Here is a 17827-nt window from a genome sequence, read left to right on the forward strand (position 1 = left end):
CAACATGATGAGCACGGGCTGGAAGACGTGTCCCCAGGTTCTTTACACCATGTCCACATGGATCCGTTGCAGCCTTTCAACGAGGGTCGCCAGCTGCGAATGATGCTGCCGGCGCATCAGATTGCTTCGTCGGAAACAAGAAGTCCCTGGCGGCGCTTGGACCGGGCGAAAGTCGGATCGGGAATGGGAACTGCATCCATGAGCTCCCGTGTATAGACCTCGCGAGGATTCTCGAAGACCTCGCGGCGGGAGCCGATCTCCACGATCCTGCCATACCGCATGACGGCAACGGCATGGCTCATCCGTTCGATGATGGCCATGTCATGGGAGATGAAAAGATAGGCCAGTCCCAGCGATTCCTGAAGCTCGAGCATCAGGTCGAGGACCTGCGCTCTCACCGAGACGTCGAGGGCCGCGACACTCTCGTCGGCGATGATGAGTTCCGGTTCCAGGATGAGGGCGCGGGCGATGCAGATCCGCTGGCGCTGACCGCCGGAGAACTCGTGCGGGTAGCGCGTGCGGTGATCCGGCGACAGCCTGACCTGCTGGAGAACCTGCGCCACGCGCTCCTCCCGTTCCCGACGGCTCCCGATCCCATGGATGGCAAGCGGCTCCGCGATCAGCGCACCGACGCTCATGCGCGGATCGAGGGAGGCATAGGGATCCTGGAAGATCATCTGCACCTTCCGGCGGACCGCCTTCAGCTCCCGTGTCGAGAGATTGCGGATGGAGCGGCCGCCGACGAGAATGTCGCCGGTCCAGGGGATCAGATTGGCGATCGCCTTTCCGGTCGTCGATTTGCCCGAGCCGCTCTCCCCCACGAGGCCGAGGGTCTGACCGGCCGGGATGGAGAACGACACGTCCTTGACCGCCTGGACGGGCGCAGGCCTCGGGCCGAGCAGGCTGCCCGGCTGCTGGAAACTGACATTGAGATCCCGCACCACCAGAACGGGCGCGGCGGCATCCTTCTGCACGGGCTCGCGTTCCGCGGACAGGACAGGCGGGCCATCCGTGCCCTTGCGCTCGCCCAGGCGCGGGACGGCGCTCAGAAGTTCGCGGGTATAGGCCGCCTTGGGGCAAAGAAAGATATCGTCCACCGGGCTCGTCTCAACGATGCGGCCCGTCTTCATCATGACTACGCGATCGGCCATTTCCGCAACCACGCCCATGTCGTGCGTGATGAGGATCGTGGAGGTTCCGAAATCGGCGCTCAGTTCGCGCATGAGCCGGAGGATCTGAGCCTGCACGCGCACGTCGAGGGCGGTCGTGGGCTCATCGGCGATCAGAACCTTCGGGCGACAGGAGAGCGCCATGCCGATCATCACACGCTGGCGCATTCCGCCGGAAAGCTCGTGCGGGTATTGACGCAGGCGCCGTGCCGGGTCCGTGATGTGGACGGCGTCCAGCATATCCTTGGAGCGCGCCAGGGCCTCCTGCTCGCCCACGCCTTGATGGATGCGGATCGCCTCGCTCATCTGTGCGCCGATGGTCATCACCGGATTGAGCGAAGTCATCGGTTCCTGGAAGATCATGGCGACGTCGCCGCCGCGCACCTTCCGCATCTCGGCCTCGGACAGGGACAGAAGATCGCGGCCGGAGAGCTGAATCGAGCCGCGGGCGACCCGAAGGCTCGATTTCGGCAAGAGCCGCATGATCGCCAGCGACGTGACCGACTTGCCCGATCCGGATTCGCCTGCAAGGCACAGGGTTTCGCGAGGCGCGAGCGTGAAGCTCACGTCCTCGAGAATGGGGCGCAGACCGTTCGGAGTCCGAGCCTCCACCCACAGGTCCTGAACGGAAAGGACAGGTGCGGTCACGGCTTCCACGATCATGCGAACACGATCCTCGGGAAGTAGAACGACACCACCCAGTTCGGCATATCCACGATCTCGCTGATGCGCAGGTCGCCGCAGACCGAGCAGAGCATATAGGCGTCAACGGGCGCCATGCCGTGCTCCTTTGCGAGCAGGTCGATCATCCGCATCAGGCTTTCACGCACGGCCGTCATGAGATCAGGGCCGATTCCGGTCGTCACCTCATAGCCCGCACCGTCGAGATGCCGGGTCACCGGTCCGTCGGTGGTGAACCGGGGCGTTTCCAGCCGTGCATCCTTCACCAGGTCGATGTGGACCGTGACGTTCATCTGGCTTTCGATGGCCGTGCCGCAGACCTCGCCGTCCCCCTGCGCCGCATGGGTATCGCCGATCGACAGGAGGGCACCGGTCACTTCAACGGGCAGATAGAGGGTAGTCCCGACGGACACGTCGCGGATGTCGAGATTGCCGCCGACCCGTCGCGGCGGAACGACGGAATGGAGTCCGGCTTCGGCCGGAGCGAGGCCGATCGTGCCGGTGAAAGGCTTGAGCGGAACCCGGCCGCCCGGCCCGTACATGGCGGGCGCCATCGTCGAGGGATCGTATTTCCAGACGTGAAGAGCGGGCTCCAGGAACTGATCGGCGAGAAGGCCGAAGCCGGGAATGTTGGCCGTCCAGCCATGGCCCGAGGGCTCGAAATGGCGGATCGTCACCTTGAGGGCGTCACCGGGTTCGGCACCTTCGACATAGACGGGACCGGTGACGGGATTGACCTTCCCGAAGTCCAGAACCTTCAGATGGTCGATGGTGGCGTCGGACCCGAGCTGTCCTCCCGAGGAATCGAGGCATTCGAAGTGGATCGTGGAGCCTGGCTTGCAGGTCACGGCCGGCGGGAAGTCCCGGTTCCAGCCCAAATGATGCTGTGCACGGTGAATGGTGTGGTCGCATGCCACGCACATCGGCGTGCCTCCTGTTCTGATGGTCCGCCCTGTGGCGGGCTGTATGCTGTGAAGAGGGATGCCCGGGAGGCTTGCCTCCCGGGATTGTAGTCCTGTGGATGTTACTGCTTGATCCAGAGCGCGTCGTAGTTCAGCACGCGCGTCGGATCGATGTAGATCGATGCATCGCCACCCATGCGCTTGGAGCGCACGACCACGCGCTGCTCGTTGAAGACCGGGATCCACGGAGCGTCGTTCTTCATGATGTCCGTGAAGATCTGACCCCACACCTTCGCCCGCTCGCCGGCCTTTGCAGGGTCCGACATGGCATCGGCGGCCGTGGCGCGCGCGTCGATGTCCTTGTTGCAGTACCAGGCCCAGTTCCAGCCGCCCTGGGTCGCGCCCGCACAGCCCAGGATCGGGCCGTAGAAGTTCGACGGGTCCGGGAAGTCGGCGATCCAAGCCATGCCGCCGGACCAGATCATGGGAGCTTCGCCTTCGGTTCCGCCCGCCGCGATCACGTTCGCCTGGGCCAAGGACTTGATCTCCGCCTTCACACCGATGGCGGAGAGATCCTGCTGGATCGCCTGGGCGATGCGGGGCTGCGGATCTGTGTTGGTGGCATAAAGAACCGTCGAGAAGCCGTCCTTCAGGCCGGCTTCCGCGAGCAGCGCCTTGGCCTTGGCGACATCATAGGCGTAGCCCTTGTACTCCTTGTCGTAGCCCGGCATGAGCGGCGGGAGAATTTGGTTCGCCGGAACCGCGCGGTTGTTGATGATACGGACGATGCGTTCCTTGTTGACGGCCATGTTCAGGGCCTGACGGACGCGCACGTCGTCGAGCGGCTTGATGCGCGTGTTCAAGGTGACGTAGCCCGTGTTCAGCTGATCGCCCTGGATGATCTGATCCTTGTAGGCGGGATCATTCTTCAGCTCGAGGAACTTCGCCGGCGGAATACCGTCGCCGGCCACGTCCACCTCGCCCCTCTGCAGACGCAGCAGCGCCACGAGCGGCTCCTGGCCGACCTCGATCACGAACTTGTCGAGATAGGGCAGGCCCTTGTCGAAATAGTCGGGGTTGCGCTCGAACACGAGCCGCTGGCCGATCGTCCAGTCGGCGAGCTTGAAGGTGCCTGAACCAACGGGCTTCTTGCCGAAATCGCCCGCGGCCTTCTCGACCTCTTCCTTCGGAACGACGGAAGCGAAGTTGATGGCCATGACGTGCAGGAAGGTGGCATCGGGGCGCGACAGCTCGAAGCGGACGGTGCGGTCGTCGACCGCGACGACGCCCGGCAGCTCGCTGGCTTTGCCGGCCTGCATGTCCTCATGACCCTTGATGGCGCCGAAGAAACCGGCGCCGGGGCCCTGGGTCTTGGGATCGACCGCGCGTTCGATCGAGTACTTCACATCAGCCGCCGTGATGGTCCGACCGTTCGTGAACTTGGCGTTCGGCCGCAGCTTGAACGTGTAGGTCAGACCGTCCGGCGCGACCTCGAAGCTCTCGGCCAGCGACGGCACGAGTTCCGCGGTGCCGGGCTTGTAGTCGACCAGCCTGGAGAACAGGCTCTTGATCATCGACCAATTCTGCCAGTCGTACCCGACGGCCGGGTCGAGCGTGGACACGTCGTCCTTGAAGGTGACGGTCATGGTGCCGCCCTTCTGCGGCTGCTGCGCGCTCGCAGCCAGCGGCGTCAGTGCGACCATCGTCGCGAAAACGGTACTCCTCAACCAATTTTTCATGGGTCCCTCTCTGTGTTGCCCTCACCGTAAGCGGATGCGGGGGTCGATGAATGGTGCGATGAGATCGGCCAGAAGATTGCCGATGACGATGGCAAGCGCCGAGACGAGCGTGACGCCCATGATGATGGGAATGTCGACCTGCTGAATGGCTTGCCAGGCAAGCTGACCGATGCCCGGCCAGCCGAAGACCGCCTCGACGACGACGAGGCCCGCCATGAACTGCCCGATATCGATGCCGATCATCGCGACCACCGGCAGAAGGGCATTCGGCAGGGCATGGCGCAGCACGACCCGGAGCGGCGCGACGCCCTTCGCCTTGGCGGTGCGGACATAATCCTGATTGAGCACGTCGATCATGGTCGAGCGCACGATGCGCGCGTACCAGCCGGCACCCAGGATGCCGAGCGTCAATGCCGGCAGGACCACATGCGCCGGGCTGCCGAACCCGGACATGGGGAACCATCCCAGCGTGGCCGCAAACACGTAGAGCAGCAACAGGGCGACGAGGAACTGCGGAGCCGAGATCGTCGTGAAGCTCGCGATCATGACGATGCGATCGAGGAGCGTGTTCCGGCGCACGGCCGCGATCACGCCCAGGGTGACGCCGATGGCGAGCTCCGCCGCGATGCCGGCCACCATCAGGGTGATGGTGGCCGGAATGCGCGCGGCAATGAGCGTCATCACCTCGGTCTTCTGCGCGTAGGACCGGCCGAGGTCGCCATGGATGAGGCCGCCGAGATAGCGGAGGAACTGCGTCGCGAGCGGTTGGTCGAGACCGAGCTCCCGGCGGATGTTCGCGACCGTCTGCGCCGTGGCACTGCGGCCCGCGATCTGCACGGCGGGGTCGGCGGGGACCAGATAGAGCAGAAGGAAGGTGATCGCCGCGATCCCGAAGAGGATCAGGATCGTCTGGATCAGGCGCTGGACGAGATAATTCGCCATGGTCAACCCCTCCCGCGCTGGGTCGGGTCAAGGATGTCGCGCAGGGCGTCCCCGACGAGGTTGAAGGAGAGGGCGGTCAGCAGGATCGCAATGCCCGGGAAGAAGACGAGCCACGGCGCGGCGGTGAAATAGCTCTGGCTCTCGAAGATGATGTTGCCCCATGACGGCTCGGGCGGCTGAACGCCGATTCCGAGGAAGCTCAATGTCGCCTCCAAAAGCACGGTGGTGGCGATGCCCAGCGTGCCCCACACGATGGCGGTGGACACGAGATGCGGAGCGATGTGCAGCCCCACGATCCGGGCGTGACCCGCCCCGAGGGACCGTTCGGCGAGAATGAAATCGCGCTCAGCAAGGGCCGACGTTTCCGTGAAGGCGATGCGCGCGACCTGCACCCAGTTCACAAGCGCGATCACCAGGGCAACGATCCACAGGCTCGGGCGCAGAAGCGCCGCGAGGACGATGGCGAGCAGCAACGCCGGGAAGGCCATCATCAGGTCCGTGAAGCGCATGAGGATGGCGCCGACCACGCCACGCGCATAGCCTGCCGTCATCCCGACCAGAAGGCCGAGGGTGACCGCCATGCCGTTGGCGACCAAGCCGATGAGAAGCGAGGTTCGGGCGCCATACATGACCCGCGACAGCAGATCGCGTCCGAGCGTGTCGGTGCCGAGCCAGAACTGCGCGTTCGGCGGCAGCGGGGCTCCTTCCAGCGAGAGCCCCTCGAAGAGCTGCTCGTCGGGAGCATAAGGGGCCAGCCAGGGCGCGCTGAGCGCCAGGAGTAGGACGAGCAGGATGATGACGACGCCGAACAGGGCAAGCGGCCGCCGCAGCAATTCTCGAAAGACCCGCATCAGATGGCCTCCGGCAGGGCTTTTCCGGTGGCCGCAATGGTGGCGGCCACCTGCTCGATGGGTCTGCGCGTCTTCATTGCCAAGTCTCTCAAGTGTCGGTAGGCGCCGTCCTGGTCCAGACCATGGGCACGGGCGACGATCTTCATGGCCTCGTGCACGATCGGCCTCATCCGCAGTCGTTCTTCGAGCTGGAGGATGTGGGTGCGGGCTTCCTGTCTCTCGTCGTGAATGGCCGTCGCGACAACGAGCGCGGGGTAGACGGCCGAGGCCTGGATCGGTTTCGGGATCATGGCCGAAATGCCACGCTTCAGCATCCAGGCGATGCGGCCCGGCGCTTCCGAGCGCAGCAATCCGATCACCGGGACCGGGGCTTGCGCTTCCATCCAAGGAAGCAGATCGTCGGATCCCTGGTCGGCATCGACGAGAATGAGATCGAAATGCTCGTCGCGCACGATGGGAGCCCAGCGGACCTCCACCGAAAGACCGAGAAGTTCCAGCTGACGGACGAGTCGTTCGGTGCTCTCGTCCGGCTGATGAAGGACGAGGGCGCGCAGACCACCGAAATTGGGTGCTAGTCGCCTCATGGAACGATCCTCAGATGGCGCTCCTGTCCGGGGCGGGAGGCGTTCTTGCCCTGCGGATGCGCAAGGTAGGGATCGGCCGCGATCGGCAGGGAGGACATCACGATGTCGAAGCTCTCGTCAGAAGAAATACGCCCGACGTGGAAAGGAAGGGAGGCATGATTGGTGCGGCCATCAATCGCAAGCTGCCCAAGCGCCGTGCTGAAGGAGCGGGACGTGATGAACTTTCGGACCGTGGATGGTTCATCCGTTCCGGTGGCGGCAATCGCGTCGACGACGAGGCGCGCGGTGGTGTAGGCCGTCGCCAGGGGAGCCGATGGAGAGCGGGGTGATTCGAGATGGGTGGAGATTGCAGACCGGAAGGCGCGGTTTTCCGCAGTATCCAGGCGAGCGAAGTAACTTGCGATGGAAAAATTGCCCTCCATGACGCTGGGTCCGATCGCCGAAAGCTCGCATTCCGTCAGATTGCAGCTCACGACCGGCCGGCTGCTCGGGTGAAAGCGCGCATCCTCTTCGCCCAGACGCCGGTAGGCGCGCAGGAAGGCATGGCTCGATGGGCCGACCAGATTGTTCAGGATGAAATCGGGAGCCCTGGTCCGAATCTCGGCGATGAGGCGATCAACGTCGGTCTCGTCCATGGGAAGGTAGCGCTCGCCTACGATTTCCCCGCTGCAATCATCGATCAGCTGGCGAGCGAGACGGTTCATCTCCCACCCCCAGACGTAGTTCGCGCCGACGAGATAGGCGCGGCCGCCGAAGCGCGGCATCGCGTAGTCGAGCAGCGGGAGAAGGTGCTGATTGGGGCAGGGGCCCATATAGATGACGGACTCGTTGGCCTCGAAGCCCTCATAGGGACAGACGTACCAAAGCAAGGCGTCGTGCTTCTCGACGAGAGGGATGATTTCCTTGCGGGCCGCAGACGTGACCGTGCCGATGATATGCCGGCAGCCATGGTCCCGCAGCATGGCCTGAGCGTTGCTGAGATAGAGGGAGAGATCCGCGCCAGGATTGGCGCTGACGATCTGGAGATCGATCGGTGAAGAGAGCCGAGCCAGTCCGTGAGCAACGCCGATATGGGCTCCGTCCCAGCAGTCGCGGCTGATCGCGGAATAGGCGCCTTCCGTCGAATACAGCACGCCGACTTTGATGGCCTGTGACATCCGAAATCCAAATAAAAACGCCCCGCCGCACGATTCCTGATGCTGGATCGTGCAACGGGGCGCTGTTGCCCAATGGACCAGATCGGCCCGGAAACTCTTCACGCAACGTAAGACAAATGGAGCAGCGGTCGCAAGACAAATAATCCGGCACGGATGGGTCCGTTTCGCCCCTTCGAGGCATGTGTGAATCGTCCGGTCCGTGTCGGGACTAACTCAGCTTTTTCCTTTGTCGTCAGGGCGATACTCAGGCGGAGGAGCGGGAACACCGCTTTCCGGGGCATCTGGGGAATGTTTCCGCGCAATATTTGGGCAATGCCGCCGATTTATGCATCGCCCTTGCGAATGACCGTGGCCGACGGCAGGAAAAAGTTCGTTGCCAGGCGGCCTTTGTCAACCCCGAGGTGTCACGTCCGCCTTGAAACATTCGAGCGAGAGGGTTTTGGCCGTGCCGTCCTCGATGGCAGATCCGATGGCCTCGTTGAAGCTCTTCATGAACTCGGCATCCTCCCTACGCAGGCCGATCCTGATTCCGCCTCCGAGCATGCCGCTCGCAAACACGCCGTCCAGCCGGCCAGATCAGGAACTAAACAACGTTTCGAAACGTACCATGCGGAGATAAACCCGTTGGAGCACACCGCTCAAGAAGAGATTCGTCGGTCGAGCATTGATCAGGACAAACGTCATAAGCAGTATCCAAATCCCGAATTTCTTCTTATAATCCTTTTGAGCTAATCTTTCGTTATTCAAGGGACGAAGTCAAACGGAGCTATGCCGAGTTCCCCATCCTTTCAGGTCGACGGATCGCTGTTCTCCTCGACGGAAGAAGCCTATTGGATCTGGCGCGATATGGTATCGGTCCTGTTCGACGTCACGCTCCCCGACAGCAGTCCGGTCGAGGACTTCCGGTTCATGATCGATACTTATCATCTCGGACCGCTTCTCATCGGCAACGTCGAGTCCGTGGCTCAGCAATTCCGCCGATCTCCTACGACAATCGCCAGGAGTGGCGTCGATCATTACTGCGTTCAGCTGTATTCTCAGGGCGGATACGCGGGAGAAACCGAGGGGCGCAGCGTGCGTGTCGAGCCCGGGGATATCAGCATCCTCGATCTGTCCCGAACATTGCGGACGCAGGCTGAGAGCTTTCGCAATATCACTCTGGTTGTTCCGCGCTCATTGCTCGAGCCGCTGCTGAAAAATCCTGACGGCCTTCATGGCATGGTGCTGCCGGGCCAATCCGCCCTCGGCTATCTGCTCGCAAGCTACATGCGCACGATCTACGAGACGGCGGGCACGTTGAGCGCAGAAGACGGAGCCGGACTGACGGGGGCAACCGCGAGCCTCATCGCGGGATGCTTCGGCCCATCGGCCGATGCGCAGGAACCTGTCGTCGCCGCAAGGCATGGCGCGCTGCTCCTGGCCATCAAACGTTTCATCGACGGCAATCTGGCGTGCCCGGACCTGACCGTCGATCGCCTTGCCCGCGAGTTCCACCTGTCTCGCGCCACGTTGGCACGCATGTTCGAGCCACTCGGGGGAGTGGCGGGGTATATCCGCGAACGCCGCCTGCTGCGCTGCTTTGCCGAAATCACGTCGCCGAGCCATGCGCATCGCTCCATCGGAGACCTGGCTTATGTTTGGGGCTTCGGCAACGAGGCCGCCTTCAGCCGTGCGTTCCGGCGGATGTTCGGCATGTCCCCGCGAGAGGCACGCGGGGAGTCGGGCTTGGCCCGACGCGCAGCTTACCAGCGCCTATCCGGCTCCGATGGTTCGGGCGAGCCTGTCCTGCCGCAATGGATACGCCATCTCAAAGGGTGAGTGAGGACCGGAGCACGCGGGGATGATCTGACCTGTTTCGATTACCGTCGAACACTGCCACCCGTGATCGCTGCGGCACTCGATGAAGAGCTTGAGTTCGTTGAGGAGGCAGATGTGGTGGTGCTGATCGAACTGCCATGATTGAGCGTCGTCGAGCTTCCGACATTGCCGCTGTTGTGTCCCCAAGCCGTGCCGATGCCGTTCTTCGTCATGACATCGAACGTCGCATCGCCCCAGATCTCGAAATCGTTGCGTCCGCTGTTCGTCTCGGTCTTCGTTCCCGACCGGCTATCGCCGTTGCGGACCGTATTGGTCGTGCCGCTCGAAGACGAGCTGGATGTCGCCCGCATGCCCGCATGAGCATTCGAGATCGCGTAGGATTGGGTATTCGGATTGATGGCCTGCTGAGCCGCACGGACACCCTGGTCCCACAACTGTCCCGCCACGAGATTCTGCGAATTCGTCAGTGGCAGATTGCCGAGCACGACTCCCATGGTTCCACGATGAGTAGTGCCGTCAGCTGTCTGAGCGTGAGAGAGCCCGCTGAAGGCGACGAGGCCGAGAATCGAGAGAACCGCACTGCGCATTGAAAACCTCCGAGCTTCAAATTCCGTCAGATCACCTTGTGCCTTAAGCAAGTCCCAAGGGAGAGGCAGGGGCTGAAGTCCCTGCCTCTCTATGGCCTGCCGGATCAGTTCCGGTAGGAGATCGAGCCCGAAGCGCCGTAACCGGAAGCGTTGTGCGTCTGAGTCGCATTGTAGCTGCCCGAAGCATTGATCGAGCCGGTGTACTGGTTCGTGTTGGTGTAGCTGCCACCACCGGAGAAGCCACCCGAGGTCGAGCCCTGAGCCGAACCCGTGGTCGGGGTCAGCGAGGTCCCGACAACGTTGCCGACCTGAGCGAAGCCACCCTGATCCTCGATCTGAGCCGAACCCGCGGCTGCACCACGCATGGCGTTGTTCTCGTAGGAGGACGAAGCAGACTGGTTGGCCTTGCCGGTGGAGTTCGCAGCAGCCACGCCGTTCACAGCCGAGGACTGGAAGGTGTGAGCGCCATTCACCGTCCAGGACGAACCGCCCGACTGGGTGCGGGCGACGGTGGTGTCGATGTGGAGCGCACCGTTGGCAGCCTGGGTGTTCGTGACCTGACGGTTGAACACATAGCCGCGGGCGCTGGCATTCACGTCGGCGTTGTTGCCGTGGGGACCCTTCGGGCCACCCGGCTGAGCGAGAGCGGCGCCGGTCAGAGCGAGAACGGCGACGGCAGACGTGAGAATGAGCTTACGCATCGTAGATTGTCCTTGTTTGGGAATTGGGGTCAGCCCCCCGAAAAACGTGACCACCATGATCACGCTGGCGACGGTCCTCCGCACCCCGAAGAGGACGCCGGGCGGCAACGAACCACCCGTGCCTCTTAAGGCTGCGCCGCCTCAGCGAGGTGCGCTCATCCCGGAGCAGAGCGACGGGGTATAGGTGCGCGGGTCCATGCAGAACGGTGGGACGTTCGGAGCCGAGCCGATGGAGCCCGTCGTGCTGGCATATCGAGCGTTCGGAGCCTGAGATACCGGGATCATCTGAGCGCCGCCGCGTCCATTCGCCGGGATGTAGCGGGTGCCCGCCGAAGCACCGCGACCATCGTCTGGATAGACCACCGCCATCCGGCCGGACGCCGCAGCCTGCTGCTGCGCTGCGATCACCTCGGCGCGCTGCTGCGGGCAGATCACACCGGTCATGTTGAGCGAGGATTGTACCTCCGGATTGTTGCAGATCAGTGCGAGAGCAGCAGCGTTCTGGCCCATGCCCATCAGTGTCGCCGCGTAGGCCCGCCGATTGCACTCCTGCATTTCGTAGGTTGCCCCGGCACCGAAATTGAACCCGACGCCGCCGACACCGATTGACGCCGAGCCGGCGCATGAGTGAACACCTGCCGCTGTGAGGCCAGGTGCGATGCCCGAGGCTGTGGAAGCAATTCTCTGCTTCGTTCTCGCCGGATTGTAGATGGTGTCGCCATTCACGATGGCGGTGGCACCTGAATTGCTGTTCGAGGTGCCGCTCGTTGTCGTGCCCGTCGATTGGGCGAGTGCCGGCGATGCGAGCAGCGCAGCGGCTGCCGCAGCGGCAAACATGATCCGCTTCATGGTGGTTGTTCCCTGATGTTCAGTTCTGGAAGAGGCTGATGTCGAGATGTAAAATTGAGTATTGAGTGACCTGCCCGGTAGAAAGCGATGTATCGGCAGGCACCCATACATCAGTGAAAAAGAACAATGGCACTTATCCTCCCAGTCTAGCCTTTATTCCGCCATCGTTTCGCCGCGGCGTCATCAAGTTCGGGAGTTTGATAGCAGGAACTTGCTGAATCTTGTCCTTCTAGAAAGGATAATATGCGCGAGGACTAATTCCTTTGCCACAATTTAGCCGCAGCCGCGGCATGCAGGCCGGATTGCCGACGGCGTGATGGTTTTGAGTGGGATGATGAAGTCGTCAGCTTTCGAGAGAGATCGACAAGTGCATGGAATAGCTGCGAAACGGCGATGCCGGGTCGGGCTCACGCCCGATGAAGCCGGCCCATTCGACGACCTGTTGAATGCGCTTTCGGCTCTGCACCGGCACCAAGCTCGAGACAACAGCGCGGGAGGAGCCCTGCCGATTTGAACTACTCCTCTTGGACGAGAGCAGGCGATGACCGTTGTGTCGAGCGCTGGAGTGTTCGTCGAACGGGCCGAGTGCCGTCCAGAGGCCGATGCGCATGCGCGGTCACTCGGAGGATGACGACCACCGGCATCGGAGGAGGCGAAGGAACGAGGCGCCAGCGATCTTTTCCTCGCAGCATGATCAGGCGCAGGGTGCTACACGCGCAGTCGAAGCCTGCTGCTCCTCATATGGCGGGGCAGGGGACAACTCGGCTTGCTGCACTGGCTTCGCGTTGGCAGAGTTCAGACTTTGCCTCGTCCTGCCATGGACGAAAACATCGCGTCATCGGCCGTTGGCCGCTTCAGGTCTGGAGGGAGATGTGAGCTTTCGGACATCAATCCGACGTCCGACGGCTGAAACACGGATCTCGAAATGGTCGGCTTGAACAACATCAAGGACCATGGTGGGACGATACGCGACGATATTGATGCCGCCGCGTCGGCGCAGGCTGTCATAGACAATTCCATCCCGGCGCGAAGCACGCACAGCCTCTCCGAGACGCTGCGAGGCATCGTATCGATCGGACGCATAGATGTCTGCGAGCTGAGATTGCTGCCCTCGAATATCTCGGTAAAGACCATCCAAGCGAGCGGAATAGCTCCGGTAGGTTCGGACCATCTCGGAAACGTTTCGTGCCAAAGCCTCCCGGCGGAGGTGATGTCCGACTTCGGCTGCTGCAGTCTCAATCTCCGCCGCCGCGTACCACGCCCCCAGTTCGGGCGAGTTGAAGCGCATTCCTGCAGGGCTGACATGGAGGAAGGCCGCCATCACGATGCTGGCGTTTGGCCGGCCGTAGACCCATTCCTGATGCGGGAGACGGGCGATGCGGCTGGCGACCAGCCGATCGTTCGTCCACCCGACAAGATCCATGACAGCGGCCAGGTCGGCCGCCGTCGCGACCGTGTCGAAAAGCCCGATGGGCGGAAAGCGCGAAGGGATCAGGCGATAGGTGGGGTAGGGCGCCGCGGCGTAGGGATCGGTCACGAGAAACGAATGTCCGTATCGTCATAGGGGACGAAATCCCTGTCTGCCGCATTGGGCTCCATGTAGAGCCCTCCGCGAGCGGCATCGAGGAAGCGCCGCACCATCAGGAGACTGTCCTGAGTGCCGTCCGTGACGAAGTCCATCGGCGGATGGCCGCCGAATACCGTCGCACCGTGGGGGCTTCGGAGCCAGGCGAGTCCCGCCTGTTCGGTCGGATAGAGGATCCGCAAAGCCTGGTAGATGCCGAGGATGGCGGACATCCGGGTCAGCACGTCCGCGTCAAGGGTGAATTCCGCATGCTCCCGGGCCTGCTTCGCCCATTTGTGGTAGGTCGAGCGCGGTGGGTAGCCGAGGACCCGAAGGCGCTCCTGCTCGGTCAGACCCCATAGATCGGCGATTGCCAGGAAGGTGCGCATGCCGGGTGCGCTCAAGCGCTTGCGGTTGGCGGGTTCGAAGCGGGCCTGCTCCAACCGGGGAACACCTTCCGCGATCCTTGGCTGCGGCTTGCGTGCGTTTCGGGTCATGGCCATCCTCGCCGTCTAGATAAAGATTTAGTCCATATTTGGACAAAACACAACTCGAGACTTTGTCGTTCGATATTGATGTGCACATGATCCAGCAGCGGATAAGGCGAAATTTCGCATAACAAAGATTATGGAACCGAAATCCGTGGGAGCCTGTCTGCTGAAGGGATTCCTACCAGGCAGCGGCGTGAAGGCGCCGTTTCCAGCGCTCGTGGCGCGGGAGTTGAGCCGCAGCGGCCTGACGCCTGGTGAGTCTACGATGATCCGCCCTTCGCGATCTACTCACAGGCGGAGCTTCAACCCGTTGCGCTTCTGATGCTGTCTCTGACTGGGCTACCGGCTCGGGCGCTGTCACCGGATCTACGATCTTCGAAGCCTTCTTTCGTGGTTTCGTCTTCGTGCTCTCAGGCTCTTGAACTTGATCCTCAGGAATAGGTGACCCAGCTTCTTCAACAGAACAAGCGCCTGCCTGAGTCATGCCTTCCGATATCACAGGAGTGTTCGCGGGTGCATCCGGCGCGCCTTTCGAGGCTACCATGGTCAGATCGGATTCTACCTGGCTCTGACGGAGCTTCGATCTTGGAGCACTCTTGCGACGGATAGGCTCGACGACCTCAGAGCTGCCTCGCATCGGTTCGAGAATGCTGGGCAGGATGCGTGGCGCAGCCGCGGGCTGAGCGACCGCCGGCGGCTCTTCCTCCTGAACGATTGTTGGGGCTTGAGCCGGCGTCAATTCGAACAGACGCTTTGGTACGAGTTGATGACGCTGACCGTGAGCGCGGGACTTCTTGATCTCAACCGAAAAAGGTTTTGGTTTTCGCTTCATCACAGATGCTGATTATGAGCTCGAAAAAATAATGACGTAAGGGATTGCTTGTCTGAGTTCAAGTTCGAGGGTTTATGTTGTTGATTGTCCTAACTCTTAGAGAGCTCAGTCCAGAATAAATTCTGCATTGCGGTTTTCACCAGAATGCATTGGATCGAGCTAAAGTGAGGCGGTTGCGCTCGTCTAGGCAGCGCGCCGGGTGAAAAGCCTGTGCAACAGGCCAGGCTTTTCCCTTCGCGCGATGATCTCGCTGCCCCCACCCTTCAGCCGGCGAGCTGCGTCACGATAGGCCCGAGCCGGTGCGCTGCCAGGATTGCCGAGGGTCACCGGCGCTCCAACATTCGAGGAGCGCAGCACGTCCCCGCTTTCGGGGATAGTGCCGAGCAGCGGAAGGGACAGGATCTCGAGTACGGCTTCCACTGTCATGATCTCCCCGCGCCGGGCCCGAACGGGATCGTAGCGGGTAAGGAGCAACTGCTTCTCGATGCGTTGTCCGTTCTCGGCTCGTGCAGTCTTCGCATCGAGTATGCCGATGATGCGGTCAGCATCACGGATTGAAGACACTTCCGGGTTCACCACGACCACAGCCACATCGGCATGCCGCATGGCCAGAGTCGCCCCTTTCTCGATCCCGGCCGGGCTGTCGCAGATGATCCAGTCGAACTGCGCCCGCAACTCGGCGATGATGCGGGCGATACCGTCTTCGGTCAGGCTGTCCTTGTCGCGGCTCTGCGAGGCCGGCAGGAGAGCGAGCGTGTCGAGGCGCTTGTCGCGGATGAGAGCCTGCGCGAGCTTGGCCTCACCCTTGATGACGTTGATCAGGTCGTAGACCACGCGGCGCTCGGCCCCCATGACGAGATCCAGGTTGCGCAGCCCGACATCGAAATCGACCAGTACGACCTTCTGGCCGTCCTGAGCCAGGGCCGCGCCCAAGGCTGCCGTCGAGGTAGTCTTGCCGACACCGCCCTTGCCCGATGTCACCACCAGGACCCTACCCTGCCTGGGCTTTGTCTTCGCCTTGGAATGCTTTGGCCTTGGCTTCTTCATCGCTGGCATCTCTCAGCAGAGACCGTGAGGAGGCACGGCACCCACGCAAGCACGGACGAGTTCGAGGAGCGGCAAAACGGAATGGGGCCAGAACGAACTGGCGTGGCAACGGCCATGCCCCTGATCAGCGAACCTATTCGGCGCCCGGAATGGTTACCAGCCCGTTAACGGATGGACCACAACCCGACAGGTTCCTGCCAACGATCCGTTAACCATTTTGCGGCGACCATGGTCCGGCTGATCCGTTGGGTTGCGGATCGGCACTCTCCTCCAAAGCAATTGGGGCGCGGATGGACCGCCTCGATCTGCTTTGGGGATGCGAGTGTCCTGGCGCAGTAACTGTCTCGTAACCACACCTTAAAGTGAGTTTGATCGACACTGGGCGCACGGCGTTGGCCATGTGCCTGAACGAGAGAGGACTGTCCATGACCATACTCGATCCGATCACCGGCCACCTCGCCACCATTGACAGCTCGATCAAACCACGTCGTTGAGCGCCCCACAGGGTTGGGAGATGGTAATGAAACGATCATCCGCACGACAGGCCAAGCGCTGGGTCATTCAGGAACTAACCCGCTTGCTGGATCAGCATAAGTCAAAGGGGAGCTTCGAAGTGGCTGCTTTCAGGAATAGGCTGAGGCCTGCGGCCTCTCAGGAACAGTCGGCTGGTCCGCCGGACTGCCCTGATCCCGATGCCCCGACGCCGGCGTGATCGGATGAGGTCTCCTTGATCGGCCCGGCATCCCCCTTTCGGCTGTAGAGCTGCGATTTCGCGGAAGACCATTTTAGCGTCGGCAAGTGCCGTTAAAGCGATCTCAAACCTTTGATTCAGGTGAGCATTGCCTCGGTCGATCCTGGAGAGTTCCGACAGGAATTCCATAACCGGTGCAGTATGCGATCTACGCCTTCTGCGCACTTCACTCCAGCCCAGGATCTGGCACTTTGGCTGGGTTCAACCTCGGTCAGAGAAGCTCGATGAGATCGATTATCTGCGCCGCCGTGGCAGCATGCTGCTCCCTCCTGCCAGCCCCATCAGTCTTCGCGCAGAGCCAAGCGCAACGCGGCGAGTACCTGGTGACCATCATGGATTGTACCGGCTGCCATACGCCCGGCACCTTCCTCGGCAAGCCCGATATACAGCGCCCTCTAGCAGGATCGGAGGTCGGCTTTCAAATTCCTGGCCTCGGCATCTTTTATCCACCCAACCTCACCCCCGACCCTGAGACGGGGCTGGGCAAGTGGAGCGAGGCCGACATCATTAAGGCGGTGCGAACCGGCATCAGGCCCGACGGCCGGCAGCTTGTGCCGATCATGCCGTATCATTCCTACAGCAAGCTCACGGATGCAGATGCCCGGGCTCTTGCCAGCTATCTCAAAAGCCTGGGGCCGGTCAGAAACCAAGTGCCCAGTCCGGTTGGAGCCAACGAGAAACCGTCTGCTCCTTACCTGACCGTGGTCATGCCCCAGTAACCGCTTGGCGCAGAGCGCCCAAAACCGAAAGGCTGGTAGCCCCAGGATAGGTACAGGAGGCCTCCGACATGCTCGAGGCAGACCTGCAGCGGCTGTTGATACCGGAGTGAAACTCCCCAGACCTGCCGATTGGATTTTCCTCAAGTGAGCGTGGCCGCCGCCGCTGGGAAGATCGGCAGGCTCTCTTCGCCGATGCTGCTCCTGATGTCAGGAGGACAGGCGGTGATCCAGCTTGGGGAGGTCGTCATGATCCTGGAATGGCACCGGCAAGGCATGTTCGTTGGTGCCCCTGCTGGCAGCTAACGTGACAGCGCCCTTGAGACCGTCCCGCTCGTCCGATCATGGCGTCTTTCAAGGTCAGCCTGCGCCCTAGAGCCCGCGCAGCCTTCCGGCTGAAGCCGACCAGAAGCGCTAGGCGCAACAGAAGGTCCCGGGATCGGCTC

18 protein-coding genes are annotated in these 17827 nt (G+C 62.1%); 4 read left to right on the forward strand and 14 right to left on the reverse strand.

Annotated elements, in window-relative coordinates:
* Nucleotides 1-116 precede the first annotated feature (116 nt).
* From E4K09_RS01940 to E4K09_RS01970, 7 genes are all read right to left on the reverse strand, one after another.
* The gene (locus E4K09_RS01940) at nucleotides 117-1832 is read right to left on the reverse strand and encodes an ABC transporter ATP-binding protein (RefSeq protein WP_425293802.1); all 1716 of its coding nucleotides are present in this window, start codon (nucleotides 1830-1832) and stop codon (nucleotides 117-119) included.
* On the reverse strand, nucleotides 1829-2773 hold the full coding sequence (locus E4K09_RS01945) for an acetamidase/formamidase family protein (protein ID WP_134494731.1): 945 nt from the start codon (nucleotides 2771-2773) through the stop codon (nucleotides 1829-1831). Before E4K09_RS01945 ends, E4K09_RS01940 begins: the two co-directional genes overlap by 4 nt.
* Before the next feature lie 101 nt (nucleotides 2774-2874).
* Nucleotides 2875-4491, reverse strand: a complete 1617-nt coding sequence (locus tag E4K09_RS01950; protein ID WP_134494733.1) for an ABC transporter substrate-binding protein — start codon at nucleotides 4489-4491, stop codon at nucleotides 2875-2877.
* Nucleotides 4492-4512: 21 nt separating this feature from the next.
* Nucleotides 4513-5433 (reverse strand): ABC transporter permease, encoded by a 921-nt coding sequence (locus E4K09_RS01955; protein ID WP_134494735.1) that lies wholly within the window; start codon nucleotides 5431-5433, stop codon nucleotides 4513-4515.
* 2 nt (nucleotides 5434-5435) lie between these two features.
* Nucleotides 5436-6284: an ABC transporter permease gene (locus E4K09_RS01960; protein ID WP_134494737.1), complete on the reverse strand. Its 849-nt coding sequence runs from the start codon at nucleotides 6282-6284 to the stop codon at nucleotides 5436-5438.
* The gene (locus E4K09_RS01965) at nucleotides 6284-6868 is read right to left on the reverse strand and encodes an ANTAR domain-containing response regulator (protein ID WP_134494739.1); all 585 of its coding nucleotides are present in this window, start codon (nucleotides 6866-6868) and stop codon (nucleotides 6284-6286) included. Before E4K09_RS01965 ends, E4K09_RS01960 begins: the two co-directional genes overlap by 1 nt.
* Complete coding sequence (locus E4K09_RS01970; RefSeq protein WP_134494741.1) at nucleotides 6865-8025, reverse strand: transporter substrate-binding protein; 1161 nt, start codon at nucleotides 8023-8025, stop codon at nucleotides 6865-6867. The genes E4K09_RS01965 and E4K09_RS01970 overlap by 4 nt, the downstream gene beginning before the upstream one ends.
* Before the next feature lie 288 nt (nucleotides 8026-8313).
* On the opposite strand from E4K09_RS01970, the gene E4K09_RS28670 reads away from it, so the two are divergent.
* Together E4K09_RS28670 and E4K09_RS01980 are read left to right on the forward strand one after the other, a co-directional pair.
* Nucleotides 8314-8757 (forward strand): hypothetical protein, encoded by a 444-nt coding sequence (locus tag E4K09_RS28670; RefSeq protein WP_166802104.1) that lies wholly within the window; start codon nucleotides 8314-8316, stop codon nucleotides 8755-8757.
* A gap of 36 nt (nucleotides 8758-8793) precedes the next feature.
* Nucleotides 8794-9843 (forward strand): helix-turn-helix domain-containing protein, encoded by a 1050-nt coding sequence (locus tag E4K09_RS01980; RefSeq protein ID WP_134494743.1) that lies wholly within the window; start codon nucleotides 8794-8796, stop codon nucleotides 9841-9843.
* A gap of 41 nt (nucleotides 9844-9884) precedes the next feature.
* Here E4K09_RS01980 and E4K09_RS01985 read toward each other — a convergent pair whose 3' ends face one another.
* The 7 genes from E4K09_RS01985 to minD all read right to left on the reverse strand — a co-directional run bounded on the left by E4K09_RS01985 (nucleotide 9885) and on the right by minD (nucleotide 15914).
* Complete coding sequence (locus tag E4K09_RS01985) at nucleotides 9885-10430, reverse strand: hypothetical protein (RefSeq protein WP_134494745.1); 546 nt, start codon at nucleotides 10428-10430, stop codon at nucleotides 9885-9887.
* A gap of 104 nt (nucleotides 10431-10534) precedes the next feature.
* Nucleotides 10535-11131 (reverse strand): hypothetical protein, encoded by a 597-nt coding sequence (locus E4K09_RS01990; protein ID WP_134494747.1) that lies wholly within the window; start codon nucleotides 11129-11131, stop codon nucleotides 10535-10537.
* 141 nt (nucleotides 11132-11272) lie between these two features.
* Nucleotides 11273-11980, reverse strand: a complete 708-nt coding sequence (locus E4K09_RS01995) for a hypothetical protein (RefSeq protein ID WP_134494749.1) — start codon at nucleotides 11978-11980, stop codon at nucleotides 11273-11275.
* A 343-nt stretch (nucleotides 11981-12323) separates the two neighbouring features.
* On the reverse strand, nucleotides 12324-12590 hold the full coding sequence (locus E4K09_RS29575) for a hypothetical protein (RefSeq protein ID WP_134494751.1): 267 nt from the start codon (nucleotides 12588-12590) through the stop codon (nucleotides 12324-12326).
* A 225-nt stretch (nucleotides 12591-12815) separates the two neighbouring features.
* Entirely contained in the window at nucleotides 12816-13517 is a 702-nt protein-coding gene (locus tag E4K09_RS02005) for an RES family NAD+ phosphorylase (protein ID WP_134494753.1), read from the reverse strand.
* Nucleotides 13514-14041, reverse strand: a complete 528-nt coding sequence (locus E4K09_RS02010) for an MbcA/ParS/Xre antitoxin family protein (RefSeq protein WP_134494755.1) — start codon at nucleotides 14039-14041, stop codon at nucleotides 13514-13516. Before E4K09_RS02010 ends, E4K09_RS02005 begins: the two co-directional genes overlap by 4 nt.
* 1009 nt (nucleotides 14042-15050) lie before the next feature.
* Nucleotides 15051-15914: a septum site-determining protein MinD gene (gene minD / locus E4K09_RS02015; RefSeq protein ID WP_134494757.1), complete on the reverse strand. Its 864-nt coding sequence runs from the start codon at nucleotides 15912-15914 to the stop codon at nucleotides 15051-15053.
* Between the two features lie 975 nt (nucleotides 15915-16889).
* On the opposite strand from minD, the gene E4K09_RS02020 reads away from it, so the two are divergent.
* Nucleotides 16890-17384, forward strand: coding sequence for a c-type cytochrome (locus E4K09_RS02020; protein ID WP_134494759.1), 495 nt, complete (start codon nucleotides 16890-16892; stop codon nucleotides 17382-17384).
* Between the two features lie 144 nt (nucleotides 17385-17528).
* Nucleotides 17529-17687 (forward strand): hypothetical protein, encoded by a 159-nt coding sequence (locus E4K09_RS28675; protein WP_166802105.1) that lies wholly within the window; start codon nucleotides 17529-17531, stop codon nucleotides 17685-17687.
* Nucleotides 17688-17827 lie beyond the last annotated feature (140 nt).

The sequence above is a fragment of the Microvirga pakistanensis genome, assembly GCF_004458765.1.
GTDB classification, from domain to species: domain Bacteria; phylum Pseudomonadota; class Alphaproteobacteria; order Rhizobiales; family Beijerinckiaceae; genus Microvirga; species Microvirga pakistanensis.